This is a genomic window from Pseudomonas pergaminensis (genome assembly GCF_024112395.2).
Classification (GTDB): domain Bacteria; phylum Pseudomonadota; class Gammaproteobacteria; order Pseudomonadales; family Pseudomonadaceae; genus Aquipseudomonas; species Aquipseudomonas pergaminensis.
In genome coordinates this window covers 4,897,654-4,922,825 of record NZ_CP078013.2, presented here as the reverse complement: position 1 = coordinate 4,922,825, position 25,172 = coordinate 4,897,654, and the positions used below count along the sequence as shown (strand labels likewise).

The 25,172-nt window shown below is 61.1% G+C and carries 20 protein-coding genes and 1 pseudogene; 10 read left to right on the top strand and 11 right to left on the bottom strand.

The genetic code is table 11. From position 1 onward, the window contains the following. Window positions 1-4 precede the first annotated feature (4 nt). Complete coding sequence (gene ccoN / locus KUA23_RS22260) at window positions 5-1,429, bottom strand: cytochrome-c oxidase, cbb3-type subunit I (RefSeq protein ID WP_252992855.1); 1,425 nt, start codon at window positions 1,427-1,429, stop codon at window positions 5-7. A gap of 79 nt (window positions 1,430-1,508) precedes the next feature. On the opposite strand from ccoN, the gene KUA23_RS22255 reads away from it, so the two are divergent. Then, on the top strand, window positions 1,509-2,201 hold the full coding sequence (locus KUA23_RS22255) for an alpha/beta family hydrolase (RefSeq protein WP_078049706.1): 693 nt from the start codon (window positions 1,509-1,511) through the stop codon (window positions 2,199-2,201). A gap of 101 nt (window positions 2,202-2,302) precedes the next feature. Here KUA23_RS22255 and KUA23_RS30440 read toward each other — a convergent pair. From KUA23_RS30440 to KUA23_RS22245, 3 genes and pseudogenes are all read right to left on the bottom strand, one after another. Then, window positions 2,303-2,437 (bottom strand): annotated as a pseudogene (locus tag KUA23_RS30440) (methyl-accepting chemotaxis protein); the annotation flags it as partial. A gap of 115 nt (window positions 2,438-2,552) precedes the next feature. After that, window positions 2,553-4,118, bottom strand: coding sequence for a methyl-accepting chemotaxis protein (locus tag KUA23_RS22250; protein ID WP_078049705.1), 1,566 nt, complete (start codon window positions 4,116-4,118; stop codon window positions 2,553-2,555). 73 nt (window positions 4,119-4,191) lie between these two features. Then, a complete protein-coding gene (locus KUA23_RS22245) occupies window positions 4,192-4,983 on the bottom strand; it encodes a CPBP family intramembrane glutamic endopeptidase (RefSeq protein ID WP_078049704.1) in 792 nt (263 codons plus the stop codon). Window positions 4,984-5,393: 410 nt separating this feature from the next. On the opposite strand from KUA23_RS22245, the gene KUA23_RS22240 reads away from it, so the two are divergent. After that, window positions 5,394-6,254, top strand: coding sequence for a DMT family transporter (locus KUA23_RS22240; protein WP_214498124.1), 861 nt, complete (start codon window positions 5,394-5,396; stop codon window positions 6,252-6,254). A 75-nt stretch (window positions 6,255-6,329) separates the two neighbouring features. On the opposite strand, the gene KUA23_RS22235 is transcribed toward KUA23_RS22240, so the two are convergent. Together KUA23_RS22235 and KUA23_RS22230 are read right to left on the bottom strand one after the other, a co-directional pair. Next, on the bottom strand, window positions 6,330-7,217 hold the full coding sequence (locus tag KUA23_RS22235; protein ID WP_252992854.1) for a DMT family transporter: 888 nt from the start codon (window positions 7,215-7,217) through the stop codon (window positions 6,330-6,332). 52 nt (window positions 7,218-7,269) lie between these two features. Further along, window positions 7,270-8,880: a methyl-accepting chemotaxis protein gene (locus KUA23_RS22230; protein ID WP_428847469.1), complete on the bottom strand. Its 1,611-nt coding sequence runs from the start codon at window positions 8,878-8,880 to the stop codon at window positions 7,270-7,272. Between the two features lie 405 nt (window positions 8,881-9,285). Between KUA23_RS22230 and aceK the strand changes: the two genes are divergently transcribed. The 5 genes from aceK to KUA23_RS22205 all read left to right on the top strand — a co-directional run bounded on the left by aceK (window position 9,286) and on the right by KUA23_RS22205 (window position 17,481). Continuing rightward, window positions 9,286-11,001, top strand: coding sequence for a bifunctional isocitrate dehydrogenase kinase/phosphatase (aceK, locus tag KUA23_RS22225; protein WP_099493578.1), 1,716 nt, complete (start codon window positions 9,286-9,288; stop codon window positions 10,999-11,001). Window positions 11,002-11,072: 71 nt separating this feature from the next. Beyond that, a complete protein-coding gene (gene hrpA, locus KUA23_RS22220; RefSeq protein ID WP_252992852.1) occupies window positions 11,073-14,984 on the top strand; it encodes an ATP-dependent RNA helicase HrpA in 3,912 nt (1,303 codons plus the stop codon). A 376-nt stretch (window positions 14,985-15,360) separates the two neighbouring features. After that, window positions 15,361-16,482 carry a beta-ketoacyl-ACP synthase III gene (locus KUA23_RS22215; protein ID WP_252992851.1) on the top strand — a complete coding sequence of 374 codons (1,122 nt, stop codon included), beginning with the start codon at window positions 15,361-15,363 and terminating at the stop codon, window positions 16,480-16,482. Window positions 16,483-16,627: 145 nt separating this feature from the next. After that, on the top strand, window positions 16,628-17,242 hold the full coding sequence (locus KUA23_RS22210; protein WP_252992850.1) for an RNA polymerase sigma factor: 615 nt from the start codon (window positions 16,628-16,630) through the stop codon (window positions 17,240-17,242). Further along, complete coding sequence (locus tag KUA23_RS22205; protein ID WP_078049696.1) at window positions 17,236-17,481, top strand: anti-sigma factor family protein; 246 nt, start codon at window positions 17,236-17,238, stop codon at window positions 17,479-17,481. Before KUA23_RS22210 ends, KUA23_RS22205 begins: the two co-directional genes overlap by 7 nt. 107 nt (window positions 17,482-17,588) lie before the next feature. Here the strand turns inward: KUA23_RS22205 and KUA23_RS22200 are convergent, their stop codons facing one another. After that, window positions 17,589-18,941, bottom strand: a complete 1,353-nt coding sequence (locus KUA23_RS22200) for a putative porin (protein ID WP_078049695.1) — start codon at window positions 18,939-18,941, stop codon at window positions 17,589-17,591. Window positions 18,942-19,224: 283 nt separating this feature from the next. Here KUA23_RS22200 and KUA23_RS22195 point away from each other — a divergent pair, with 283 nt between their 5' ends. From KUA23_RS22195 to KUA23_RS22185, 3 genes are all read left to right on the top strand, one after another. Beyond that, the gene (locus tag KUA23_RS22195; protein WP_252992849.1) at window positions 19,225-20,349 is read left to right on the top strand and encodes a GNAT family N-acetyltransferase; all 1,125 of its coding nucleotides are present in this window, start codon (window positions 19,225-19,227) and stop codon (window positions 20,347-20,349) included. A gap of 78 nt (window positions 20,350-20,427) precedes the next feature. Next, on the top strand, window positions 20,428-20,706 hold the full coding sequence (locus KUA23_RS22190) for a BrnT family toxin (RefSeq protein ID WP_078049694.1): 279 nt from the start codon (window positions 20,428-20,430) through the stop codon (window positions 20,704-20,706). Beyond that, window positions 20,684-20,932, top strand: coding sequence for a BrnA antitoxin family protein (locus KUA23_RS22185; RefSeq protein ID WP_078049693.1), 249 nt, complete (start codon window positions 20,684-20,686; stop codon window positions 20,930-20,932). Before KUA23_RS22190 ends, KUA23_RS22185 begins: the two co-directional genes overlap by 23 nt. Before the next feature lie 56 nt (window positions 20,933-20,988). Here the strand turns inward: KUA23_RS22185 and aqpZ are convergent, their stop codons facing one another. The 4 genes from aqpZ to KUA23_RS22165 form a co-directional block, all read right to left on the bottom strand. Continuing rightward, window positions 20,989-21,690: an aquaporin Z gene (gene aqpZ / locus KUA23_RS22180; protein WP_078049692.1), complete on the bottom strand. Its 702-nt coding sequence runs from the start codon at window positions 21,688-21,690 to the stop codon at window positions 20,989-20,991. 193 nt (window positions 21,691-21,883) lie between these two features. Next, window positions 21,884-23,716 carry an ABC transporter ATP-binding protein gene (locus tag KUA23_RS22175; RefSeq protein WP_099493572.1) on the bottom strand — a complete coding sequence of 611 codons (1,833 nt, stop codon included), beginning with the start codon at window positions 23,714-23,716 and terminating at the stop codon, window positions 21,884-21,886. An 81-nt stretch (window positions 23,717-23,797) separates the two neighbouring features. Next, entirely contained in the window at window positions 23,798-24,361 is a 564-nt protein-coding gene (locus tag KUA23_RS22170; protein WP_078049690.1) for a peptidylprolyl isomerase, read from the bottom strand. A gap of 3 nt (window positions 24,362-24,364) precedes the next feature. Further along, a complete protein-coding gene (locus KUA23_RS22165; protein ID WP_252992848.1) occupies window positions 24,365-25,168 on the bottom strand; it encodes an alpha/beta fold hydrolase in 804 nt (267 codons plus the stop codon). Window positions 25,169-25,172: the final 4 nt, after the last annotated feature.

The following is a 25,172-nucleotide window of genomic DNA, read 5'->3' as shown; positions in this document are numbered from 1 at the left end:
CTCCTCAGGCCATCTGCACGGCAGCGGTGACTTCGGCAGGTTGCGCCGAACGCACGGTGCGCCAAGTGTTGTAAGCCATCAGGAACATGCCGCTGAGGAAGATGGCGCCGCCCACCAGCCGCACGATGAAGCCTGGGTGGCTGGCCACCAGGGTTTCGACGAAGGAGTAGGTCAAGGTGCCGTCTTCGTTGACCGCACGCCACATCAGGCCCTGGGCGATGCCGTTGACCCACATCGAGGCGATGTAGAGCACGGTGCCGATGGTGGCCAGCCAGAAGTGCGCGTTGATCAGGCCGAGGCTGTACATCTGCTCGCGACCAAAGATTTTCGGGATCATGTGGTACAGCGCGCCGATGGAGATCATCGCTACCCAACCGAGGGCGCCGGCATGTACGTGGCCGATGGTCCAGTCGGTGTAGTGGGAGAGGGCGTTGACGGTCTTGATCGCCATCATCGGGCCTTCGAACGTCGACATGCCGTAGAACGCCAGCGACACCACCAGGAAGCGCAGGATCGGGTCGCTGCGCAACTTATGCCAGGCGCCCGACAGGGTCATCATGCCGTTGATCATGCCGCCCCAGCTCGGTGCCAGCAGCACCAGCGACATCACCATGCCCAGCGATTGTGCCCAGTCCGGCAGCGCGGTGTAGTGCAAGTGGTGCGGGCCGGCCCAGATGTACAGGGTGATCAGTGCCCAGAAGTGCACGATGGACAAGCGATACGAATACACCGGACGCTCGGCCTGCTTGGGCACGAAGTAGTACATCATCCCCAGGAAGCCGGCGGTGAGGAAAAAGCCTACCGCGTTGTGGCCATACCACCACTGCACCATGGCATCCGTCGCACCGCCGTAGAGGGAGTAGGACTTGGTCAGGCTGACCGGGATTTCCAGGTTGTTGACGATATGCAGGATGGCCACGGTGATGATGAACGCACCGAAGAACCAGTTGCCGACGTAGATGTGCTTGGTGTTGCGCTTCATCACCGTGCCAAAGAACACGACGGCATAGGCCACCCAGACGATGGTGATCAGGATGTCGATCGGCCATTCCAGCTCGGCATATTCCTTGGAGCTGGTGTAGCCCAGCGGCAAGGAGATGGCGGCCAAGAGAATGACCAACTGCCAGCCCCAGAAGCAGAACGCGGCGATCTTCGGCGCGAACAGCTGGGTTTGGCAGGTGCGTTGTACCGAGTAGAAGGAGCTGGCGAACAAGGCGCAGCCACCGAAGGCGAAGATCACCGCGTTGGTGTGCAACGGGCGCAGGCGGCCGAAGCTGGTCCACGGCAAATCGAAGTTGAGTGCAGGCCAGACCAATTGGGCCGCGAGAAAAACCCCGAGCCCCATGCCGACGATGCCCCACACCACCGTCATAATGGCGAATTGGCGGACCACCTTGTAGTTATAGGCGGTACTTAAAGTAGTGTTCATGGTTCCCCATCCACGGTTCAACCCAAGCAGATGCGGCACTTGGGCTGGAGTTATAGGCAGACTAAAAAGCGAGGCAAGCATGGGCAAAGAGCACAAGGCCAGTATTGACGGGGATCAATGGGCGCAGTGTGTGCGGGAGCGGGGCTGGTTGTGGGATGCCGCGTCGACGGTTGCGAAGGACGCGCCGGTGACGCTGATCCTGGCCCACGGCGCCGGCGCACCGATGGACTCATCCTTTATGAACGACATGGCTGCACGCCTTGCCGGGCATGGCGTGAACGTGTTGCGCTTCGAATTTCCGTACATGGCCCAGCGCCGGCTGGACGGCGGTAAACGCCCGCCGAACCCGGCGCCCAAACTGCTGGAAGCCTGGCGTGAGGTGTACGCCGAGGTGCGACGTCATGTCGCTGGGAAACTGGCGATTGGCGGCAAGTCCATGGGCGGGCGCATGGCCAGTTTGCTGGCGGATGAGTTGGGTGCCGATGGGCTGGTGTGCCTGGGGTATCCGTTCTATGCGGTGGGCAAGCCGGAAAAGCCACGGGTCGAGCATCTGGCGGGGTTGAAGACGCCGACGTTGATTGTGCAGGGCGAGCGGGATGCGCTGGGCAATCGGGCGGCGGTGGAGGGGTATGACTTGTCGCCGAGCATCGAGGTGATGTGGCTGGTGGCGGGGGATCATGACTTGAAGCCGTTGAAGGCGTCGGGGTTTAGTCATGAGCAGCATCTGGAGGCTGCGGCGGTGAAGGTCGCCAGGTTTCTCTGCGGCTGTTAGGGCCTTATCGCAGGCAAGCCAGCTCCCACATTTGAATGTATTCACCCATCAAAATGTGTGAACACAGTCCAGTGTGGGGCTGGCTTGCCGGCGATAGCGGTTTACCGGTTAAAGCGCTCAACCAGTGAGTACTGGGTATTCGCCGTATGCGTCAGCTCTTCACTCAGTTGCGCCGAATTCAACGCCTGCTCAGACGTCTGGCCCGCCAACAGCGCAATGAAGGTCGCCAGGTTTCTCTGCGGCTGTTAGGGCCTTATCGCAGGCTCGCCAGCTCCCACATTTGAATGTATTCACCCATCAAAATGTGTGAACACAGTCCAGTGTGGGAGCTGGCTTGCCTGCGATAGCGGTTTACCGGTTAAAGCGCTCAACCAGTGAGTACTGGGTATTCGCCGTGTGCGTCAGCTCTTCACTCAGTTGCGCCGAATTCAACGCCTGCTCTGACGTCTGGTCTGCCAGCAGCGCAATGGTGCTGATGTTGCGGCTGATCTCTTCGGCCACCGAGCTTTGCTCTTCGGTGGCAGCGGCGATCTGCGTGGTCATGTCGGTGATATGTGCCACCGCTTCACTGATGCCCACCAACGCCTGGTCCGCCTCCATCACCCGCGCCACGCCTTCTTCGGCCTGGCGGTGCCCGGCGTCCATGGTTTGCACGGCGGCGGCGGCAGTCTGTTGCAGCTTGGCGATCAGGGCATGGATCTGCCCGGTCGATTCGGCAGTGCGCTGCGCCAGTTGACGGACTTCGTCAGCGACGACCGCAAAACCACGGCCCATCTCACCGGCACGCGCCGCTTCGATGGCCGCGTTGAGCGCCAACAGGTTGGTCTGGTCGGCAATGCCTTTGATCACATCGACCACGCCGCCGATTTCATCGCTGTCCTTGGCCAGTTGGGTGACGGTCACGCCGGTCTCGCCGACGGCCATTGACAGGCGCTGGATCGCTTCGCGGGTTTCCCCGGCGATATCGCGGCCGCGACCGGTCAGGCGGTTGGCTTCCTGGGTGGCATCGGCGGTGCGTTGCACGTGGCTGGCGACTTCCTGGGTGGTAGCTGCCATCTGGTTGACCGCCGTGGCCACCTGTTCGGTTTCCACGCGCTGGCGTTCCAGGCCGCTGGAGCTGTTATGCGCCAGGGTGTTGGACTGCGCCGCCTGGTCGTTGAGGTGTTCGGCAGTGTCCTGCAAGCGCGTAAGGCACGTCTTCAGGCGTGCTTCCTGGCTGAGGATCGACATCTCCAAACGCGCCTGGGCGCCACGGCTGTCGGTGTACATTTGTGCGATCAGCGGGTCGGACGTGGTCTGCTCCGCCAGGCGCAGCAGGCGCTTGAGGCCGCGCTGCTGCCAACTCAGGCCCAGCAGGCCCAACGGCACCGACAGCCCCGCCGCCAGGGCGAAGCCCCAGTGGGAATTGAGCGATGCGCCGATCATGAAGCTCAACTGGCTCACCAGGATAAATGGCAGCCAGTCCTGCAACACCGGCAGCCACTTGTCCCGCTGCGGGATCGCCGACTTGCCCTGGTTGATGCGCTGATAGAGTGCTTCGGCCCGGCGAATCTGCTCGGCGGTGGGCTTGATGCGCACCGATTCGTAGCCGACCACCTGGTTGCCTTCGAAAACCGGCGTCACGTAGGCGTTAACCCAGTAGTGGTCGCCGGTCTTGCAGCGGTTCTTGACAATGCCCATCCATGGCAAGCCTTGTTTGAGCGTGGACCACATGTGCGCGAACACCGCCGCCGGAACATCCGGGTGACGCACCAGGTTGTGCGGCGCACGCACCAGTTCGTCGCGGGAGAACCCACTGATCTCGACGAAGGCGTCGTTGCAGTAGGTGATCACGCCTTTGGCATCTGTGGTGGAGATCAACCGTTGCTGAGCGGGGAAGGTACGTTCGCGCTGGGTAACGGGTTGGTTATTACGCATGATTGTTCAATCCGCAAGGCTTTCAAGGGGTATCGGCACGAACGGCGGTTTATTTAACTTATTTTTGCAACAATCAACCGGCCAGCATCGGGTAGGTAAACAACCCGAAGTGAAGCAGATTCAAACCAAAGTGCGTGGCCACTGCCGCCCCCAAGCCACCAAAGCGATACGCCAAGCCATACCCCACCCCGGCGATGCTCGCCAGCAGCACCCAGTGCCAGCCCGCGCTGATATGCACCAGGCCGAACAGCAGCGAGGCTAGCAGCAACGCAAGGTTGTCGCCGTAAGGCAGGTGTTTGAAGCGCTGGCTCAAGCCGCCCTGGACGTAGCCACGGAACAGGGCTTCTTCGACCAGCGTCACCAACAGCAGGTTATTGAGTACCCACAGCCAGGCCTGTTCTGGCCATTTCGGCGCCCAGGTGATCATGCCCAGCAAGGCTGCACCGCCCAGGGCGGCGATGGCGGTGAGGGTCAGGGCCAGGGCGGCCACGCAGATCGCCAGGCGCAGGCTGCGCCGCGCCACGATCCACGGGCAGGCCAGCAACAGCCAGAAGCCAATCAGCGGCTTATCCTGGTTCAGGTACATCGAGAAAGGCACGGCATCCTCGGTGAAACGCTGCGGGGCAATGCCGCGCCCATTGTAGAAACCCGGCAGCCAATGCATCGCCAGGCTCAGGGCCAGCACCATGAACAAACCGTGCCCGACGTAACGCGCCCAAGGCGTGCGTTGCTGGCGCACGGCGTACCCGGCCAGCAACAGCAGGGCGACGGAAACCCCTGCCAGCGCTCCCAGTTGCCCGTAGATCAGGGCCAGCAGGTAGCCAATGGAGAGAAGCACCAGGTACAGCCAGGGCAATGCGATCATGGGAAATCCTTGGAAAAAACTTGGCGGCATTATAGCGACCCGTCCTGCAGGGCCTGCATGAAAACTCCTCCACCCAGGGTGATTGCAAAACGTGTCAGCGGATGGTTATAGTCCGAACCTCTTCATCCCTTCACACAAGATCAGCCCATGCCAGCTCTCCAGCGCATAGCGGTAGTCGATTCAGCGGTCAACGCTGTGGTCGTGCCGTGCGCGGACAAGCAGCCTGCGCAGATCAGTCACTACCCCCCACCTGTCAGTAGCACGCCGGTGCATGCAGTCGTATCACCGCCGGGTGTTGGCATTTGGGGCTGATCAGCGAATTGCTGGTTCCCCTCTGCCTGCCCCAAAAAACCTACTGAATTTCAGCAAACGCTGAGTCGGCTTTTTTTGCCTGATTACAGGTGGTAACCATGTCTGTTCTTTCGAAACAATCCGTGGCCGCGGCGGCCTCGACGAGCCTGTTTGTCCTGCTGTGGAGCAGCGGGGCGATCTTCTCCAAATGGGGCCTGGCCCACGCGTCACCCTTCGCTTTTCTGTTGTTGCGCTTTGCCATCGCGCTGGTGGGCCTGGTGGTGCTGGTACCGCTCCTCAAGCTGAAACTGCCGCGTACCGGCCAGCCGATGCTGTACGCAGCAGCCACGGGTTTGGTGTTGTTGGGGGCCTATCAGATTTTTTACTTGCTGGCCCTGGACCTCAAAGTCACCCCTGGCGTAATGGCAACCATCATGGGCGTACAGCCGATCCTCACCGTGGTGCTGATGGAGCGTCAGCGCTCGTTCAGTCGCCTGTTCGGCCTGGGCCTTGGGTTGGCGGGGCTGATCATGGTGGTCTACCAGGGTATCGGTGTGTCCGGTCTGTCCTTGGCGGGCATGCTGTTCGGCCTGCTGGCCCTGGCGAGCATGACCTTTGGCTCGATCATGCAGAAGCGCATCACCGACAATCCTTTGGGCACGCTCCCGGTGCAGTACCTCGCGGGCCTGCTGCTGTGTGCGGTGTTTGTGCCCTTCCAGCCGTTCCACTTTGAACACAGCAGCAGCTTTTATCTGCCGGTGCTGTGGATGGGGCTGGTGGTGTCATTGCTGGCCACGCTGTTGCTGTACCGTCTGATCGCCCGGGGCAACCTGGTGAATGTCACCAGTCTGTTTTACCTGGTGCCGGCGGTGACGGCGGTGATGGATTACCTGATCTTTGGCAACACGCTCGCGATGCTGAGCCTGCTGGGGATGGGGTTGATCATCATCGGCTTGGTGTTCGTCTTCCGCAAAATCTAATACCACCACCCCCTGTGGAGCCCGGCTTGCCGGCGATAGCGCCGGTAAGAGCGCCATCGCCGGCAAGCCGGGCTCCTACAGGATTTTTTTCGGCCGCAACACCAACCACAACGCCCCTGCGATCAACACCCCGCCATACACATGCGCCATCGACAATGGTTCATCCAGCAGCAAAGCGCCCCACAGCGCGCCAAACGGCGGAATCATGAAGGTCACGGTCATCGACTTCACCGGCCCAATGGACGTCAGCAACCGGAAGTACAGGATGTAGGCAAACGCCGTGCACACCAGTCCCAACCCCAGCAGCGACAACCACACCTGCCACCCACCCCAACTGGCGGGCGGCTGGCTGATCGCGCTGTAGGCAAAGAACGGCAACAGGAACAGGGTGGCGCCGAGCATGCTGCCCAGGGCCGACAGGCGGCTGTCCAGACCGCCGCGCTGATCCAGCCAGCGCCGCGCCAGAAACCCGGCAAAGCCATAACAGGTGGTCGCCAGCAAGCAGGCCAGCGCGCCCATCAACAACGCCAGGTCAAACGCCACCGGGCCCGCGCGGGTGAGCACGCCCACCCCCAGCAGGCCCAGGCATACCCCGGCGACTTTCGACGGCGTCAGGCGCTCACTGAAAAACAGCCCGCCAATCAACACGCCCATCAACGGCGTGGTGGCGTTGAAGATCGCCGAGTAACCCGCCGGCAGCACTTGGGCGGCCACCGAATACATGGTCGCCGGGATTCCGGAGTTGATCACCCCCAGCAGCAACACCGTCTTGAACTTGCCCTGGAAATCCCAGCTCACCCGCATCATCGCCAACATCACCAGCAACCCGGCGGCGGCAATCGATACGCGGAAAAACGCCGTCGGGACCGTGCCGATCTCCGGCGCGATGATGCGCATGAACAGGAAACTCGCGCCCCAAATGGCGGCGAGCCCCAGTAAGTACAAGGTGTCGACAGGTCTCACGGAACACTCCCATAGCAATCAGGCGGCGAGTGTTGCACGCCGCTTTCACTGATTACAGGACAAACCGCGTCACCAGCCCATTCAGGTCCACCGCCAAGCGTGACAGTTCCTGGCTGGCGGCCGAGGTCTGGGTAGCGCCAGCGGCGGTCTGGGTGGACAGATCGCGGATGTTCACCAGGCTGCGGTCCACATCCCGTGCCACCAGCGCCTGTTGCTCGGCGGCGCTGGCGATCACCAGGTTGCGCTGACTGATCTGCGAGATCGCGGCGGTGATTTTCTCCAGCGCGCTGCCGGCGCTGTTGGCCCGTTGCAAGGTCTGGCCGGCGTGCTCGGCACTGCTGTTCAGGGCTTCGACGGTGTCTTGGGTACCGCGCTGGATACCGGTGATCATCTGCTCGATTTCTTCGGTGGAGTCCTGGGTGCGTTGCGCCAGGGAGCGCACTTCATCGGCCACCACCGCGAAACCACGCCCGGCCTCACCCGCGCGCGCCGCTTCGATGGCGGCGTTGAGCGCCAGCAGGTTGGTCTGCCCAGCGATGCCACGGATCACTTCCAGCACCTTGCTGATGTCCTGGGCCTGCACCGCCAGGCCTTCAGCCTTGTTAGAGGCGCCGAGCACTTCGTCCACCAGGTTCTGGATCGAGCTGATGGTTTCGCTGATCTGGTAGTGGCCGTGCTTGCTGTCCTCGTCGGAAGCCTGGGACGCCTCGGCGCTGGACACCGCATTGCCTGCCACTTCGTCCACGGCCGCGCTCATTTCGGTCACGGCAGTAGCGGCCTGTTCGATCTCATCGTTCTGCGCCTGCAAGCCGCGGGTGCTTTGTTCCATTACCGAGCTCATCTCTTCGGCGGCCGAAGCCAGCTGTTGCGCTGATTCGCTGATGCCACGGATGGTGCCCTGCAACTGCGTCTGCATAGTGGCCAGGGCGGTGAGCAATTGCGCCGGTTCGTCCTTGCCGCCGACGGTGATCGGCTGGCTCAAGTCGCCACCGGCAATGGTGCGCGCCACCGTCAGTGCCTGGCCGAGCGGGGCGGTGATGCTGCGGGTCAGCAGCCAGGCCAGCAGCAAGGTGGCGATCAGTGCAAACACGATAATCAGGCCCACGATCCACTGGGCACTGGCGTAAGTTTGCGCGGCGGAGTCCACGGCGGTTTCCACACCGTTCTGGTTGAAGACAATCATGTCCTCCAGGCTCTTGTTGAGGATCACACCCTGCGGCGCGACGCGACTGTTGAGCAGGTCGATGGCGTCTTGTTGTTGATCCTTGTCGACCAAGGCCACGATCTGCCCGACGAGGGTCAGGTAAGTGTTCACATTACCTTCGAGTTGCTTGAGCAGATCGCGCTCCGCATCGCCGCTGAGCAGGGTTTTGTGATGGTCCAGCAGGGTTTGCAGCTCGGCGCGCTGGTGGGTGATCAGGGCTTTGCTGTTGTCGCGAATCCGCGATTCGTCCGTGGTGGCCAGGCGCAACGCTTCCAGGCGGATACTGGCCACATAGGTGGCGCTGTCGTGGATGTTCTCGATGCTTGGCATCCACGATTCTTCGATGACCAGCGCGCTTTGTCGCAGCTTGGCCATCTGGCCCAGGCCAAACAGTCCCACAATCACCAGCAAGCTGGCCAAAACCCCAAAACTCAGACTGGCACGCAGACCGATCCTCATATTCCTCAATGACATCTCAATGCTCCTTGGGCGATTAGAACCTGTTCCCGGATCGGTCTTTTGACCTTGTTAGGCTGGGAGAGGGCGCGCTATATATCAAAGTGCCATTAAGGTGGTAATCAGGGTTTCCCTTAGTTGGATCCAAAGCCCGGCGTGTGTCGTCAGCACCAGCGTGACGCCCGGATTCGCTTGTTAATGCGGCCAGACCCCGCCTTTACAGGGGGGCAGATAAAACAGCGTAGGACCTAACGGTGCTTTTATTGACCGTATGGTCGAATTAAATAAATTGAAAGTAAATGTACGAAATGAACGAAGTTGTACAAGGCGGCGCAAAAAATGAGCCTTCTCCTGCCTGCGTACACTGGCTAAGCTCAGGGCTTCCAGATACCCGTAGAGGTTTCCCGCATGTCGCAGTCCGCCCTCGCTATCGCCCAGATGATCCTTGATGGCTTCGACGATTACCGTGAGCATTTTCGCCAGATCACCGATGGCGCCCGCGAGCGTTTCGAGAAGGCCCAGTGGCAGCAGGGGCAGGCGGCGTCGGCTGCACGCATCAACCTCTATGAAGAAAAGGTCAGTGAAGTGACCGCGCGCCTGCGTGAGCATTTCGAAGGCGCCACACTGCTTGATATCGACCTGTGGCCCGTGGTGAAAAGCGCTTACATCGGCCTGATCGACCTGCGCTTCGACGATGAACTCTCCGAGACCTGGTACAACTCGATCTTCTGCGGGCTGTTCAGCCACGACCTGATCAGCGACGGCTGCATGTTTATCCACACCACCCGGCCCAGCCTGCGCCGCGCACGGGCTGCGCAGACGCGCACCTACACACCCGCCGGGAAAATCCCGGACATGCTCGTGCAGGTCTTTGCCGACTACCGTTTCAGCGAACCCTACGCCGACCTGGCCGCCGACCTGCGCCGCCTCGAAACTCAACTGCGGGAAAACCTGCCGGACTGGGTGTGCAAGGACCCGGACCTCAAGGTCGAGCTGTTTTCTTCGGTGCTCTACCGTAATAAAGGCGCGTACCTCGTAGGACGCATCTACACCCGCGACGAACAATGGCCGCTGGTCATCCCGCTGCTGCACCGCGAAGGGCAGGGCATCCAGATCGATGCGCTGATCACCGACGAAGCCGATGTGTCGATCATCTTCTCGTTCACCCGTTCCTACTTCATGGTCGATGTACCGGTGCCGGCGGAGTTCATCGGCTTTCTCAAGCGCATCCTGCCGGGCAAGCACATCGCCGAGTTGTACACCTCCATCGGTTTCTACAAGCACGGCAAGTCGGAGTTCTACCGCGCCCTGATCAACCACCTGGCGACCACCGACGATCAGTTCATCATGGCCCCTGGCGTGCGCGGCATGGTGATGAGCGTGTTCACCCTGCCGGGCTTCAATACGGTGTTCAAGATCATCAAGGACCGGTTTTCACCGTCGAAAAACGTCAACCGCGCCACGGTGATCGAGAAGTACCGCTTGGTCAAAAGCGTCGACCGGGTCGGGCGCATGGCCGACACCCAGGAGTTCGCCGACTTCCGTTTTCCCCTGAGCAAGTTCGAACCGGAGTGCCTGGCTGAGCTGCTGGAAGTGGCCGCCGGCACCGTCGAGGTAGAAGGCGACACAGTGCTGATCCGCCACTGCTGGACCGAACGGCGCATGACCCCGCTCAACCTCTACCTCGACAACGCCAACCCCGCCCAGGTACGCGAGGCCCTGGAAGACTACGGCCTGGCAATCAAGCAACTGGCGGCGGCCAATATCTTCCCTGGCGACATGTTGCTGAAGAACTTCGGCGTCACCCGTCATGGCCGCGTGGTGTTCTACGACTATGATGAAATCTGCTTTCTCACCGAGGCCAACTTCCGCCATATCCCGGCACCGCGTACCCCCGAGGACGAAATGGCCTCCGAGCCCTGGTACTCCATCGGCCCGCTGGATGTATTCCCCGAGGAATTCCCGCCGTTCCTGTTCGCCGACGCCGGCCAGCGCAAGCTGTTCGACGAACTGCATGGCGAGTTATACAACGCCGATTACTGGAAGGGGCTGCAAGACGCGATTCGCGCCGGCAAGGTCATTGATGTGTTCCCGTACCGGCGCAAGGACCGCGATAACGAATGAGGGGGCACGCTTATGGGCGGTTTTCTGCGACAATCCGCCCCCTGCATATATAGACGACCCCTGCGTACCTGATGACTGACCAAGCGCCCACTATCGACCAACTGCTCAAAACCCTCGATCACGCCATGCTCGCCGACCGCCACCGCTTGCGGCGGCAGCTGCTTGAGTTGCGCAAGAAGCCCGACGAGGAAAAGCTGGCGCAGTGGGTGGCGCGCATGCAGGCATCCTGTGCCCAGGTCACGGCGCGGCGTGCCAGCCTGCCGGTGATCCGCTACGACGACAGCCTGCCGATTGCGGCCAAGCGCGATGAAATCAAAGAGGCACTGAACAAGCACCAGGTGCTGATCATCGCCGGTGAGACCGGCTCGGGTAAAACCACCCAGTTGCCGAAGATCTGCCTGGAAATCGGTCGTGGCCAGTTCGGCCTGATCGGCCATACCCAGCCGCGTCGGATTGCCGCGCGCAGCGTGGCGAGCCGGGTTGCCGAAGAGCTGGCGACGCCGTTGGGCGCGCTGGTCGGCTATCAGGTGCGGTTCGAAGACCAAAGCGATTCCAATACGCTGATCAAGCTGATGACCGACGGCATCCTGCTGGCAGAAACCCAGAACGATCGCTACCTGGAACGCTACGACACGATCATCGTCGACGAAGCCCACGAACGCAGCCTGAACATCGACTTCCTGCTGGGCTACCTGAAAACCCTGCTGCCGCGTCGCCCGGACCTGAAAGTCATCATCACTTCGGCAACCATCGACCTGGAGCGCTTCTCCAAGCACTTCGACGATGCGCCGATTGTCGAGGTCTCGGGCCGCACCTTCCCGGTGGACACCTGGTACCGCCCGCTGACCCTGGAGCAGGACGAAGAGGGCAACCGCGTCGAGGACGACTTGACGGTCGACCAGGCGATCCTTGCCGCTCTCGATGAAATCGGCGCCTACGAGCGCAGCGAGCGCCGCAGCCCCGGCGATGTGCTGGTGTTCTTGCCGGGCGAGCGCGAGATTCGCGACGCCGCCGACATGCTGCGCAAGGCTCAGCTCAAGCACACCGAAATCCTGCCGCTGTACGCGCGCCTGTCGCCGGCCGAACAGCAGCGCATTTTCCAGTCCCACCCGGGCCGGCGCGTGGTGCTGGCGACCAACGTCGCGGAAACCTCGCTGACCGTGCCGGGCATTCGTTATGTGATCGACAGCGGCACCGCGCGCATCAGCCGCTACAGCTACCGCGCCAAAGTGCAGCGCCTGCCGATCGAGGCGATTTCCCAGGCCAGCGCCAATCAGCGTAAAGGCCGTTGTGGCCGGGTCGAGCCGGGCATCTGCATCCGCTTGTACAGCGAAGAAGATTTTATCGGCCGTCCGGAATTTACCGACCCGGAGATCCTGCGCACCAACCTCGCCGCCGTGATCCTGCAGATGCTGCACCTGCGCCTTGGCGAGATCACCGATTTCCCGTTTATCGAGCCGCCGGATGGCAAGGCCATCAGCGACGGTTTCAACCTGCTGCAAGAGCTTTCGGCGGTCGACCGCAACAGCCAGCTCACGCCGTTGGGCCGCCAGTTGGCGCGCCTGCCGGTGGACCCGCGCATGGGCCGCATGTTGCTCGAAGCCGCCAAGCTCGGCAGCCTGCAGGAAGTGCTGATCGTTGCCAGCGCCATGTCGATCCAGGACCCGCGCGAGCGTCCGCCGGAACGTCAGCAGGCTGCTGACCAAGCCCACGCACAGTGGAAAGACCCGGATTCGGATTTCGCCGGCCTGGTCAATCTGTGGCGCGGTTTCGAAGAGCAGCGCCAGGAACTGACGGCCAGCCCGTTGCGTAACTGGTGTCGCAAGAACTTCCTCAACTACCTGCGCCTGCGCGAGTGGCGTGATTCCCATCGCCAGTTGAGCCTGATCTGCCGCGACATGCAGTTGACGGTCAACAAAGAGCCGGCGGACTTTCCGAAACTGCACAAGGCGGTGTTATCCGGCCTGCTCAGCCAGATCGGCCAGAAGACCGAAGACGGCGATTACCTCGGCGCACGCCAGCGGCGGTTCTGGATCCACCCGTCCTCGGGCATCGGCAAGAAGCGTCCGCAATGGCTGATGACCGCCGAACTGGTGGAAACCACCAAGCTCTACGCGCGCATGGTCGCCAAGATCGATGCCGATTGGATCGAACCGCTGGCCGGGCACCTGATCAAGAAAAACCACTTCGAACCGCACTGGGAGAAGAAGCGCGGCCAGGTCGTGGCCTTTGAACAGATCACCCTGTTCGGGCTGATTGTGGTCGGACGCCGGCCAGTGCATTACGGGCCGATTGACCCGGCGGTGTCGCGCGAGCTGTTTATCCGCGAAGGCCTGGTGCGTGGCGAGATCCAGTCGCGGGCCAAGTGCCTCACGGCCAACCAGCAGTTGCTGGAGCAGCTCGACGAACTGGAAGCCAAGGCGCGCCGTCGCGACATCCTGGCCGATGAAGAAACCCTGTTCGCCTTCTACGATGCGCGCTTGCCGGCGGAGATCCACCAGACTGCGACCTTCGACAGCTGGTACAAGGTCAACAGCCAGAAAGACCCGCAACTGCTGATCATGCGCGAGGAAGACGTGCTGGCCCGCGAAGCCAGTGAAGTCACCGCCGCGCATTACCCGGACACCCTGCACCTGGGCGACCTGGAACTGGCCTTGAGTTACCACTTCGAACCCAACCACCCGCGTGACGGCGTGACCCTGCGCGTGCCGGCTCCCTTGCTGCCGGCCTTGCCGCCGGAGCGCCTGGAGTGGCTGGTGCCGGGGGTGATCGAAGCCAAGTGCATCGCCCTGGTGCGCAACCTGCCCAAGGCGCTGCGCAAGAATTTTGTGCCGGTGCCGGACTTCGTCAAAGCCGCGCTGCAACGCATCGAATTCGGCCAGGGCTCGCTGCCCCAGGCGCTGGGCCGCGAATTGCTGCGCATGACCGGGGCACGGGTCAGCGATGAAGCCTGGGCCGAAGCCGCGCAGCAGGTCGAAAGCCACCTGAAGATGAACCTGGAAGTCGTCGACGGCCAGGGCAAGTTCCTTGGCGAAGGCCGCGACCTGGCCGAACTGACGGCGCGGTTTGCCGAGGCCAGCCAGGCCGCGTTGGCGGTGCCGCAGACGGCGAAAAGCCAGCAGCCGGTGGAAGCCAAGGTGTTTGCGGCGGTGGCGGAAAAGACTCAGCAGAAGATTGCCGGGCTGTCGATGACGGTGTATCCGGCGCTGGTGGAAGACAACGGCACGGTCAAGGAAGGGCGCTTCTCCACCGCCGCCGAGGCGGAATTCCAGCATCGCCGCGCGTTGCAGCGCCTGCTGATGCAGCAACTGGCGGAACCGGCGAAATTCCTGCGCGGCAAGTTGCCGGGCCTGACCGAATTGGGCCTGATGTACCGCGAACTGGGGCGCATCGATGCGCTGGTGGAAGACATCCTGCTGGCCAGCCTCGACACCTGTGTGCTCGAAGGTGAAGCCAACCTGCCGCGTGACGGCGCGGGTCTGGCCGCCTTGGCCGAGCGCAAGCGCGGCAGTTGGACCGAACACGCCGAGCGCCTGGCGCGCTTGACCCTGGAGGTACTGAAACTCTGGCACGGTCTGCAAAAGCGCTTCAAAGGCAAGATCGACCTGGCCCAGGCTGTGGCCTTGAACGACATCAAGCAGCAGGTGAGCAACCTGGTGTACCCAGGGTTTGTGCGCGAAACCCCGTCGCAATGGTTCAAGGAGTTGCCGCGTTACCTCAAGGCCATCGAGTTGCGCCTGGAGAAACTGCCCGGCCAAGTGCAAAAAGATCGGGTGTGGAGCGGCGAGCTGGCAGGCTTGTGGACGCAGTACGAGAATCGCCTGAAAAAACATGCCCAGGAAGGCAAGCGCGACCCCCAGCTAGAACTTTACCGTTGGTGGTTGGAGGAATATCGGGTGTCGTTGTTTGCCCAGCAACTGGGCACTAAAGTGCCGATTTCCGACAAACGCTTGAGCAAGCAATGGACCCTGGTCGAAGCCTGACCTCCCCGTAGCTCCTATGTGGTGAGCGAGCTTGCTCGCGCTGGGCTGCGCAGCGGCCCTAATCCAGACGCTGAGGTGTTTGAGTAGACTCTCGCTTGCAGGTGAGAGAGGCGCGCTTTGCGCCCCAGTGCGAGCAAGCTCGCTCACCACAGAGTGGGGCGTACACCTGCGACATGGGTGTTTAGCTGGCATATGGCGCCAAATCTTGGGGTTTGTGGCAAACTTCGCGGTTATAAATGCCGGGATCGTCGTGAAGGGCTGCGACGCGATGGAATAAAGCGATGCCAGTTTGGTGTCCGCGGTGCGGAATCGGACTACTTATAGTTTGGTACGACGGTACCAATATCTTCTGCCTGACAGATTTAGAGGAACGACCGTGCATAACGTCGTCATCAGCGGCACTGGCCTGTACACCCCGGCCAACAGCATCTCCAACGAAGAGCTGGTGCAGTCTTTCAATGCTTACGTGCATCAGTTCAACACCGATAACGCCGCCGCCATCGAGCGCGGTGACGTGCAGGCGCTGACCGAATCCAGCGCAGCCTTCATCGAAAAAGCCTCGGGCATCAAGAGCCGCTTCGTGATGGACAAAGACGGCATTCTCGACCCGCAGCGCATGGCCCCGCGCCTGCCCGAGCGCAGCAACGACGAGTGGTCGGTGCTCTGTCAGATGGCCGTCGGCGCCGCCGAACAAGCCTTGCAACGCGCTGGCAAGACCGCCGCCGACATCGACGGTGTGATCGTCGCCTGCTCCAACTTGCAGCGCGCCTACCCGGCCATCGCCATTGAGGTCCAGGAAGCCCTGGGCATCGAAGGGTTCGGTTTTGACATGAACGTGGCGTGCTCGTCGGCCACCTTCGGCATCCAGAACGCCGCCAACAGCATCCAGCTGGGCCAGGCGCGTGCGATTTTGATGGTCAACCCGGAGGTCTGCACCGGTCACCTGAACTTCCGCGACCGCGACAGCCACTTCATCTTTGGTGATGCGGCCACCGCCGTGGTCCTCGAGCGCGCCGACCTGGCGACGTCCGAGCATCAATTCGACGTGGTGAGCACCAAGCTGCTGACCAAATTCTCCAATAACATCCGCAACAACTTTGGCTTTCTCAACCGCACCGCGGAAGAGGGCATCGGCGCGCCGGACAAACTGTTCGTACAGGAAGGCCGCAAAGTGTTCCGCGACGTATGCCCGATGGTGGCCGAGCTGATCGGCGTGCACCTGGAAGAGAACCAGTTGAACGTGGCCGATGTGAAGCGCTTCTGGCTGCACCAGGCCAACCTGAGCATGAACCACCTGATCGTGAAGAAACTGATGGGCCGCGAAGCGTCGGTGGAAGAAGCGCCGGTGATCCTCGACACCTACGCCAATACCAGCTCGGCGGGTTCGGTGATTGCATTCCACACCTACCAGGATGACTTGCCCAAAGGCTCCGTGGCGGTACTCAGTTCGTTTGGTGCGGGCTACTCGATCGGCAGCGTGATTCTGCGCAAACGCTGATCTAACGGGTTAACACCGTCAAGTGTGGGAGCCGGGCTTGCCCGCGATGCAGGCACCTCGGTCTTTCAGTCAGGCCAAGGTGATGCCCTCGCAGGCAAGCCGGCTCCCACATCGATTGCATTCCCAAAGTGGGATTGAGGTAGACATGGCAGCAGCGGACGACGCGCACCTGCTAGAACGCCTGCTCAAGGGTGAGCAGCGGGCCTACAAGGAATTGGTCACCACCTACCAAAGCGCCATGCGGGCGGTGGCCTATGCCATTGTCGGCCAGCGCCATGCCGACGAAGTCGTGCAGGACGCCTGGCTGTCGGTGGTGCGCAACCTGGCCAGGTTCGAAGGCCGTTCCAGCCTCAAGACCTGGCTGCTCACCATTACCGCCAACGCCGCCAAGGGGCGCTACAAGCAGAATCGTCGCGAAGTATTGCTTGATGATTTGCCTTCGCCCCACGGCACGATTGGTGATGACCGTTTCAGCCCTGACGATGGCCACTGGGCCGTCGCCCCTTTTGCCTGGCACCAGGACACCCCGGAAGCCCTGCTGACCGAGGATGAACTGCGCAAATGCCTGGAGCACACGTTGCTGAGTCTGTCGGAGTTGCAAAGCAGCGTGCTGGTGCTGCGTGAACGCCAGGGCCTGGAGTTGGAGGAGATCTGTAATCTTCTGACGCTGTCGCTCTCCAATGTCCGTGTGCTGTTGCATCGGGCACGGCTTAAAGTCTTCGCCACGGTGGAGCATTTTGAGGAAACGGGCGAATGTTGACCTGTAAAGAACAAGTGGCACGTTCCAGTGACTATCTCGATGGGCAATTGACCTTTCGCGAGCGTCTGTTGGTGCGTCATCACTTGATGTTCTGCCCGAACTGTCGCCGGTTTATCCGCCAGATGCGCCTGATGCAGGCGACCCTGAAGATCATGCCGGAGGAGCCGGTTGAGGGCGTGGATGCCTTGGCACAGCGGCTGGCTGCCGAGCGGCTCAAGGATCAGAAAGGCGGGGACTAAGCAGGCTCGCGTGAGTGGACCGGACGGATGATGGGGACCGCTGCACCCACGCAAGACTGTTACAGCCACCCCGGGCCGTCCTGGCCCGAGGCTTTCAACACTGACTATTAGAACTTGGCTTCTGCGTCCAGCTGCAGGGTATTGGCGTTGGCATCGCGATAACCGGTGGCGCTGGCGTAGTCGGCTTTGGTCAGGAAGTACGTGGCGCCAATGGCAAAGTTCTTGTCGATGTCGTAACCGACTTTGAACTTGTGACCCCGAGCGCCGGTAAAGCCGCCGGCGAAGTCCGAGTCGGTGAAGGCACCCACCACCGCGTAACGTTGCACGTCGCGGTAGTTGTAGTCCAGGTTCAGGCCGAAGACCTTGGACTTGGCACCGAGCAGCCAGGCAGTGTCCTTGTCCTTATCGGTGGCTTTGGTGTTTTGCACGTACTGACCGTAGAACGACAACGGTACTGCCAGCCCGCCGATGTCGACCTGGCTGAAGCCTTCATACAGGCGGTACTCGCTGGCGTTGCCGGCCGTGGTGTTGGCCACGGTTTCGCCTGGGGTCAGGCAGCCGGGGGTGGTGCCGGTTGCTGTCGGGCAACGGCTGTCTTCATCGTTCTGGAACGCGTAGACGCTGCCGCCCAGGGTCAGTTTCAGATTGTCGGTCAGCGAGAAACGAGACCCCAGCTGGCCGGCGGTCATGCGCAGGTCATTGCGAAATTGCACGCCGTCGCCGTTGACGTTGTCCTTGAGGTTGTAGTTACCCAAGCTGCCGAACAGCTCGGCGCTGCTGCCCAGTGGGTACTTGTAGGTCAGTGCCAGGCCTTCCGGGTTGATATCGCTGTCCCAGATCACGTCGCCCATGCTGACCCACGGTTGCAGCATCTTGCCGCCGATCACGTGCAGGTTCTTGATTTGGGTCGGGTGGTAGTCGATGTAGCCCAGGTCCAGCCAGATCGACTTCTTATTGAAGTATCCATCCAGGTCCTGGTTGGTGGAGCGCGCGTCGTCGCTGCTGCCGGTGGCGACACGAATGCCGGTGTCGACTTGCGAGTTGATTTCGGTGTAGGCGCCCAGGCGAGCACGGATACGCTCACGGTCCTTGTCCTTGCCGCCGTTGTTCGGGGTGCCATCGATCTTGATGGTTTCGTGGCGGAAGCGCACATCGCCCTTGAGTTGAGTCTTGGCGGCCCAGGCCAGCTTCTGGTCGAAGCTGCTCAGCTCATTGGTTTTCTTCGCGGTGGCCGCGATCTGTTCGTTGGTCTCTTGTTGAGCTTGCCGTGCGATCTGCTGTTCTTTCTGGTCTTTGGCCAATTCGCTTTGCAGTTCAGTGTACTGCGCCGCGGTGATCTGGCCGTTGGCCTTAAGCATGTCGAGCAATTTAGCGTCGACTGCAGCGCTGGCCGGAACGCTCAGGGCCAGTAACAGGCCGCCGCACAGGACCGCCGCAGTTTTAGTGGAAGCAAGACGCATATCAATCTCCGAAAGTGAGGAGGGATGGCAAACCATCCAGGACACAACCGACCGATGACGGACGGAAAAATAACCACCTGCTAGAACCAGGCGCTCTAAAAACAGGCGTCAGTATCACGATCGTTTATGACGGCGCAGTGGCTAAGTGATGTCATCTAGATGACAAATTATTTATGTCAGGAACTATTGGTTTAGAGCCTTGTCGCGCGATTCGGGGGTGTGCGAAGCCTGGCGATCAGCGATACTCGCCAGGCTTTCACGCCCTGAAGTAGTGAGGATGCCGATGCCGCTGCAACGCCTGGACAGCCTGTCCGAGATCGCCCCGCAAGCCTGGGATTCACTGGTGCCACAGGCCCAGCCGTTTGTGCGCCATGCGTTCCTGAGCGCATTGGAAGACAGCGCCAGCCTGGGCCCGCAATCGGGCTGGCAACCGGAGCATTTATTGCACTGGGAGGGTGATCGGCTGGTGGCGGCCTTGCCCAGTTATCGCAAGTGGCATTCCTACGGCGAGTACGTGTTCGATCACGGCTGGGCCGATGCCTGTGAGCGGGCCGGTATCGACTATTACCCCAAGCTGCTGACGGCGGTGCCCTTCAGCCCTGTCAGTGGGCCGCGCCTGTTGGCCGCCAGTGCCGATGAGGGCTTGGAGCTGCTCAAGAGCCTGCCGGGTTACCTGGAAATCGAAGGGCTTTCCAGCGCGCATATCAACTTCACCGATGACCTGGCCGATGCTGCATTGGCCCAGCAACCGGGCTGGTTGCAGCGCCTGGGTTGTCAGTTTCACTGGCAGAACCGTGGTTACCGCGACTTCCAGGACTTCCTCGATGCATTGAGTTCACGCAAGCGCAAGCAGATGCGCAAAGAGCGTGAACAAGTGGCGGGGCAGGGCATCGATTTCGAGTGGCTGCAAGGCCATGAATTGAGCGAAGCCCAGTGGGATTTTGTCTACGCCTGCTACGCCAACACCTACGCCGTGCGCCGCCAGTCGCCCTACCTGACCCGCGCGTTTTTCAGCCTGCTGGCCGAGCGCATGCCCGAAGCGATCCGCGTGGTGCTGGCCAAACAAGGCCCACGCCCGGTGGCCATGGCCTTCAGCCTGATCGGCGGCGACAGCTTCTACGGCCGCTACTGGGGCTGCCTGGCAGAGTTCGATCGCCTGCACTTCGAAACCTGCTTCTACCAGGGCATGGACTACGCCATCGCCCACGGCCTGCAACGCTTCGACGCGGGGGCACAGGGCGAGCACAAATTGATTCGCGGGTTTGAACCGGTGATCACGCGGTCCTGGCACTACTTGCGCCATCCGGGACTGAAGAACGCCGTGGAAGATTTCCTCGAGCGCGAGCGGGTGGGGATCGTGGCGTATGCCGAGGAGGCGAGGGCAGCCCTGCCTTATCGGCAGGGCTGAGACCGCTGGTCTGGTAGCGTTTTCTAGAATGAGTGATATCGCTATCCTGTATGTACAAAAGTAAATACAGGATATGCCATGTTATTTGAGTGGGATGAATCCAAAAATAAAGCCAATATTGTTAAGCACGGCATAGATTTCAATGACGTCCCAGATATCTTTAGGCACCCAATGCTGGCCTTACGCGATGATCGAGCGGATTATGGCGAGGAGCGTTGGATTAGTATTGGCTGGATCAAATTGTTAGTGGGTGTGGTCGTATACACCGAGCGACGTGGTGATGTGATCCGTATCATCTCCGCCCGAAAAGCAACCAAGAAGGAGGCCAAATATTATGACGCAAACATCGAAAACTGATTGGGAGCGCTTGGCCAAAATGAATGATAGAGAGATCGATACCAGCGATATTCCTGAGCTGGATGCCGATTTTTTCCGGCGTGCTGAGTTACGTGTTCCAGTAAAGCAGGCGGTCACTATTCGACTGGATGCTGATGTACTGGAGTGGTTCAAAGGTCAAGGATCTGGTTACCAGACGCGAATCAACCAGCTATTGCGCCAGTACATGCAGGCCCATCAAGGGTGAAAGGCCGCCCGAAATGGGCAGCCCTGCCTTATCGGCAGGGCTGAACCCCTGTTGCGTCAGCCCGGCGCCTCCTTGCCCAGCCAGCGGTAGGTCACACCGCCGATTACCGCGCCGAGGATTGGCGCGAGCCAGAACAGCCACAATTGCTGGATCGCCCACCCGCCGACGATCAAGGCCGGGCCCGTGCTGCGGGCCGGGTTGACCGACGTGTTGGTGACGGGGATGGAGATCAGGTGGATAAGTGTCAGCGCCAGGCCGATGGCGATGGGCGCAAGGCCCGCTGGGGCACGGCGGTCGGTGGCGCCGAGGATGATCACCACGAACATGGCGGTCATTACCAACTCACTCACAAACCCCGCCGCCATTGAATAACCGCCGGGGGAATGCTCGCCATAGCCGTTGGACGCAAGGCCCGACGCCAGTTCGAACCCCGGTTTGCCGCTGGCAATGAAATACAACAGCGCAGCGGCCACGGTGCCACCGATCACCTGCGCCACGATGTACGCCGGTAACTCCCGGGCCGGAAACCTTCCGCCCACCACCAGCCCCACCGATACCGCCGGGTTGAGGTGACATCCGCTGATATGCCCGATGGCGAACGCCATGGTCAGCACCGTGAGCCCGAACGCCAGGGCCACGCCCAGCAACCCGATCCCGACTGCGGGAAACGCTGCGGCCAACACCGCACTCCCGCACCCGCCCAACACCAGCCAAAACGTACCTAAACCCTCTGTGATTGAACGCTTGAACAAAGACATGCAACCCGTCCTTGATAGATCGCTCTACCCAATCAGTAAATCAGTGATGCTCCCTGCAGATTTACTTCAGCGCCCGTCTGGGCACTGCACTGATTACAGCAGGGTTGTGGCACAAATCCAGGCGCAAAAAAAAAGCGCCAGCCCTTTGAAATAGAGGGCTGGCGCCGTTTTAACCTGTAGCAGCGGTATTGTTTCAATCGATGCCGACAAAGCCTCCGGTCTGATGCTGCCACAACCGCGCGTACAGCCCGCCATGGGCCAGCAACTCGGCGTGGCTGCCGCTCTCGGCAATCTGACCTTTCTCCAGCACCACCAAGCGGTCCATCCGCGCAATGGTCGACAACCGGTGCGCAATCGCGATCACCGTCTTGCCCTGCATCAGGGTTTCCAGGCTTTCCTGGATCGCCGCTTCCACTTCCGAGTCCAGCGCGGAGGTGGCTTCGTCCATGATCAGGATCGGCGCGTCCTTGAGCAGCACGCGGGCGATGGCGATACGTTGACGCTGCCCGCCTGAGAGTTTCACCCCGCGCTCACCCACGTGTGCGTCCAGCCCGGTGCGGCCTTCAGCGTCCGACAGCAATGGGATGAACTCATCGGCACGCGCCTTGTGCACCGCGGCCCAAAGCTCTGCGTCAGTGGCGTCGGGCTTGCCGTACAGCAGGTTGTCGCGGATCGAGCGGTGCAGCAGGGACGTGTCCTGGGTGATCATGCCGATCTGTTCGCGCAGGGTTTCCTGGGCGACCTCGGCGATGTTCTGGCCGTCGATCAGGATGCGCCCGCCTTGCAGGTCATAGAGTCGCAGCAGCAGGTTGACCAGGGTCGACTTGCCCGCACCGGACGGACCGATCAGGCCGATCTTCTCACCGGCCTTGATCTCAAGGTTCAGGCCGCCAATGATCCCGCTCTTCTTGCCATAGTGGAAATCCACCTGCTCGAAGCGTACTTCACCGTGGGGCACGCTCAGGCGCGGGGCATTGTCGCGGTCGATCACCGCCAGCGGCTGGGCGATGGTTTTCAGGCCGTCCTGCACCTGGCCGATGTTTTCGAAAATACCGTTGACCACCCACATGATCCAGCCGGACATGTTGACGATACGGATCACCAGGCCGGTGGCCAGGGCAATCGCACCCACCGAGATCAGCGACTGCGTCCATAGCCACAGGGCCAGGCCGGTGGTGGTGACGATCAGCAGGCCGTTCATGGTGGTGATCACGATGTCCATGCTGGTGACCACACGGCTGGCCAGCTGGGTTTTTTCGGTCTGCTCGATAATCGCTTCCTTGGCGTATTCCTGCTCGTACTGGGTATGGGCGAACAGCTTCAAGGTGGTGATGTTGGTGTAGCCGTCGACGATACGGCCCATCAGCTTGGAGCGTGCCTCGGAAGAGATCACCGAGCGCTCCTTCACCCGTGGCACGAAATAGCGCAGTGCCAGGCTGTAGCTGATGATCCAGGTCACCAGCGGGATCATCAGGCGCCAGTCGGCCTCGGCAAACAGCACCAGGGAACTGATGGCGTAGATCGCCACGTGCCAGATTGCATCCACTGCGGCGACCGCCGAGTCGCGCAGGGAGTTGCCGGTTTGCATGATGCGCTGGGCAATACGCCCGGCGAAGTCATTCTGGAAGAAATTCAGGCTCTGCTTGAGCACGTAGCTGTGGTTCTGCCAACGGATCAGGCTGGTCATGCCGGGGCTGATGGTCTGATGCACCAGCAGGTCATGCAGGGCGCCGAAGATCGGGCGCAACAGCAGGGCGACCACGGCCATCCAGATCAGCTCGGTGCTGTGCAACTGGAAGAAATTCGCGGGCGGCGTGCCCTGGGCCAGGTCGATGATGCGGCTCAGGTAGCTGAACAGCGCCACTTCAATGAGTGCACCGATCAGGCCGACCACCAGCAAGGCAGCAAAATGCGGCCACACCTGGCGCAGGTAGTAGAGGTAGAAGGGCAGGACTTTATCGGGCGGGGCGGCGCTGGGGGCGTCGCGGAAAATATCGATCAGTTGTTCAAAACGACGATAGAGCATTAGGTATGACACCCGCGGGGCGGGCTCTCCTTTCAAATGCGCGCGCGGCCTTGTGGGCTGCGCGCGGAACTACCTGCTACCTCAATCGATGCGCTTGGCCGACTTGATGTACACAGGATCGATTGGCACGTTCTGCATGCCCTGCTTGGTAGTGGTCTGCGAATTGACGATCACATCCACCACGTCCATGCCCTTGACCACCTTGGCGAACACGGCGTAACCGGCATCGCGGCCCGGGTCGAGGAAGGCATTGTCGGCGACGTTGATGAAGAATTGGCTGGTGGCCGAATTCGGGTCGTTGGTACGCGCCATGGACAAGGTGCCACGTACGTTATGCAGACCGTTGCTGGCTTCGTTCTTGATCGGGTCCTTGGTCGGCTTTTGGGTCATCGCCTGGGTGAAGCCGCCGCCCTGGATCATGAAGCCTGGGATGACGCGGTGGAAAATCGTATTGGTGTAGAAGCCGCTGTCGACATAGGCCAGGAAGTTCTTGGTGCTGATCGGCGCCTTGACCGGGTCCAGTTCGATCTCGATGTCGCCGTTGGTAGTCGTGATCAGGACGTGAGGCGCCTTGGCGGGTTCAGCCGCCATCAGGTTGGCAGCGAACAAAACAGAACCGGCAAAGAAGGCGATTTTTTTCAGCATGGGTCAGTGATCCTGGGTAGTGGTTTCGACTGTCTTTAGAAATTCGAGCAGGGTTGCGTTAAAGACTTCGGGTTGGTCCAAGGGCGTGGCATGGCGGGAATCTTCGATCACCACCAGTCGCGCATCGGGGAGCAGTTTTACATAGTTTTCTTTTTGCGCCACGGGGGTGTAGTCGTGGTCGGCGCTGATGACCAGGGTTGGACAGGTGATCCTGGAAAGTCGTTCCTGCACGCCCCAGCCCACAATCGCATCGAAGCTGGCGAGATAAGCACGTTTGTCGTTCTTTGCCCAGCGTTCGGCCATCTTGCGGCGCAGGTCGGCCTGGTGTGGCTTGGGGAACAAGCGGTCGCCCAAGGCCTTACCGATGGTGTTCAAGCTGAGCATGCGTGCCAGGCTCCAGCGTTTGGCCCATTGCCAGTAATCATCGGCACTGCGCACCTTCACCTGCGGGGCACTGTTGACGATGCACAGGCTCTTGACGAGCGCGGGTTCATCCACCGCCAGCTGGAAGGCGATCATGCCGCCCATGGACAAACCCACCACATGGGCGGGTGGCAGGGCCAGGTGTTCGATCAGCGCGAGCAGATCAAAGGTGAAGCCCTGGATGCTGTAGCGTTCGCGCGGTTTGTCCGAGCGGCCATGGCCACGCACGTCCACTACGATCAGGCGGTAATGCCTTGCCAGCACGGGCACCTGCAGCTCCCAGTCCTGGCAACTGGAGCCCAGGCCGTGGATCAGGATCAGCGGCGTGCCGTGGCCGTATTCCTCGTAGTGCAGGCTGCATCCTTCATGGTCGAACCAGGCCATGCAT

Bases quoted from the DNA above. Each gene is read 5' to 3' on its own strand.
- ccoN (WP_252992855.1), bottom strand. From the start codon at position 1,429: ATGAACACTACTTTAAGTACCGCCTATAACTACAAGGTGGTCCGCCAA.
- KUA23_RS22255 (WP_078049706.1), top strand. From the start codon at position 1,509: ATGGGCAAAGAGCACAAGGCCAGTATTGACGGGGATCAATGGGCGCAG.
- KUA23_RS22250 (WP_078049705.1), bottom strand. From the start codon at position 4,118: ATGCGTAATAACCAACCCGTTACCCAGCGCGAACGTACCTTCCCCGCT.
- KUA23_RS22245 (WP_078049704.1), bottom strand. From the start codon at position 4,983: ATGATCGCATTGCCCTGGCTGTACCTGGTGCTTCTCTCCATTGGCTAC.
- KUA23_RS22240 (WP_214498124.1), top strand. From the start codon at position 5,394: ATGTCTGTTCTTTCGAAACAATCCGTGGCCGCGGCGGCCTCGACGAGC.
- KUA23_RS22230 (WP_428847469.1), bottom strand. From the start codon at position 8,880: ATGAGGATCGGTCTGCGTGCCAGTCTGAGTTTTGGGGTTTTGGCCAGC.
- aceK (WP_099493578.1), top strand. From the start codon at position 9,286: ATGTCGCAGTCCGCCCTCGCTATCGCCCAGATGATCCTTGATGGCTTC.
- hrpA (WP_252992852.1), top strand. From the start codon at position 11,073: ATGACTGACCAAGCGCCCACTATCGACCAACTGCTCAAAACCCTCGAT.
- KUA23_RS22210 (WP_252992850.1), top strand. From the start codon at position 16,628: ATGGCAGCAGCGGACGACGCGCACCTGCTAGAACGCCTGCTCAAGGGT.
- KUA23_RS22205 (WP_078049696.1), top strand. From the start codon at position 17,236: ATGTTGACCTGTAAAGAACAAGTGGCACGTTCCAGTGACTATCTCGAT.
- KUA23_RS22200 (WP_078049695.1), bottom strand. From the start codon at position 18,941: ATGCGTCTTGCTTCCACTAAAACTGCGGCGGTCCTGTGCGGCGGCCTG.
- KUA23_RS22195 (WP_252992849.1), top strand. From the start codon at position 19,225: ATGCCGCTGCAACGCCTGGACAGCCTGTCCGAGATCGCCCCGCAAGCC.
- KUA23_RS22190 (WP_078049694.1), top strand. From the start codon at position 20,428: ATGTTATTTGAGTGGGATGAATCCAAAAATAAAGCCAATATTGTTAAG.
- KUA23_RS22185 (WP_078049693.1), top strand. From the start codon at position 20,684: ATGACGCAAACATCGAAAACTGATTGGGAGCGCTTGGCCAAAATGAAT.
- aqpZ (WP_078049692.1), bottom strand. From the start codon at position 21,690: ATGTCTTTGTTCAAGCGTTCAATCACAGAGGGTTTAGGTACGTTTTGG.
- KUA23_RS22175 (WP_099493572.1), bottom strand. From the start codon at position 23,716: ATGCTCTATCGTCGTTTTGAACAACTGATCGATATTTTCCGCGACGCC.
- KUA23_RS22170 (WP_078049690.1), bottom strand. From the start codon at position 24,361: ATGCTGAAAAAAATCGCCTTCTTTGCCGGTTCTGTTTTGTTCGCTGCC.
- KUA23_RS22165 (WP_252992848.1), bottom strand. From the start codon at position 25,168: ATGGCCTGGTTCGACCATGAAGGATGCAGCCTGCACTACGAGGAATAC.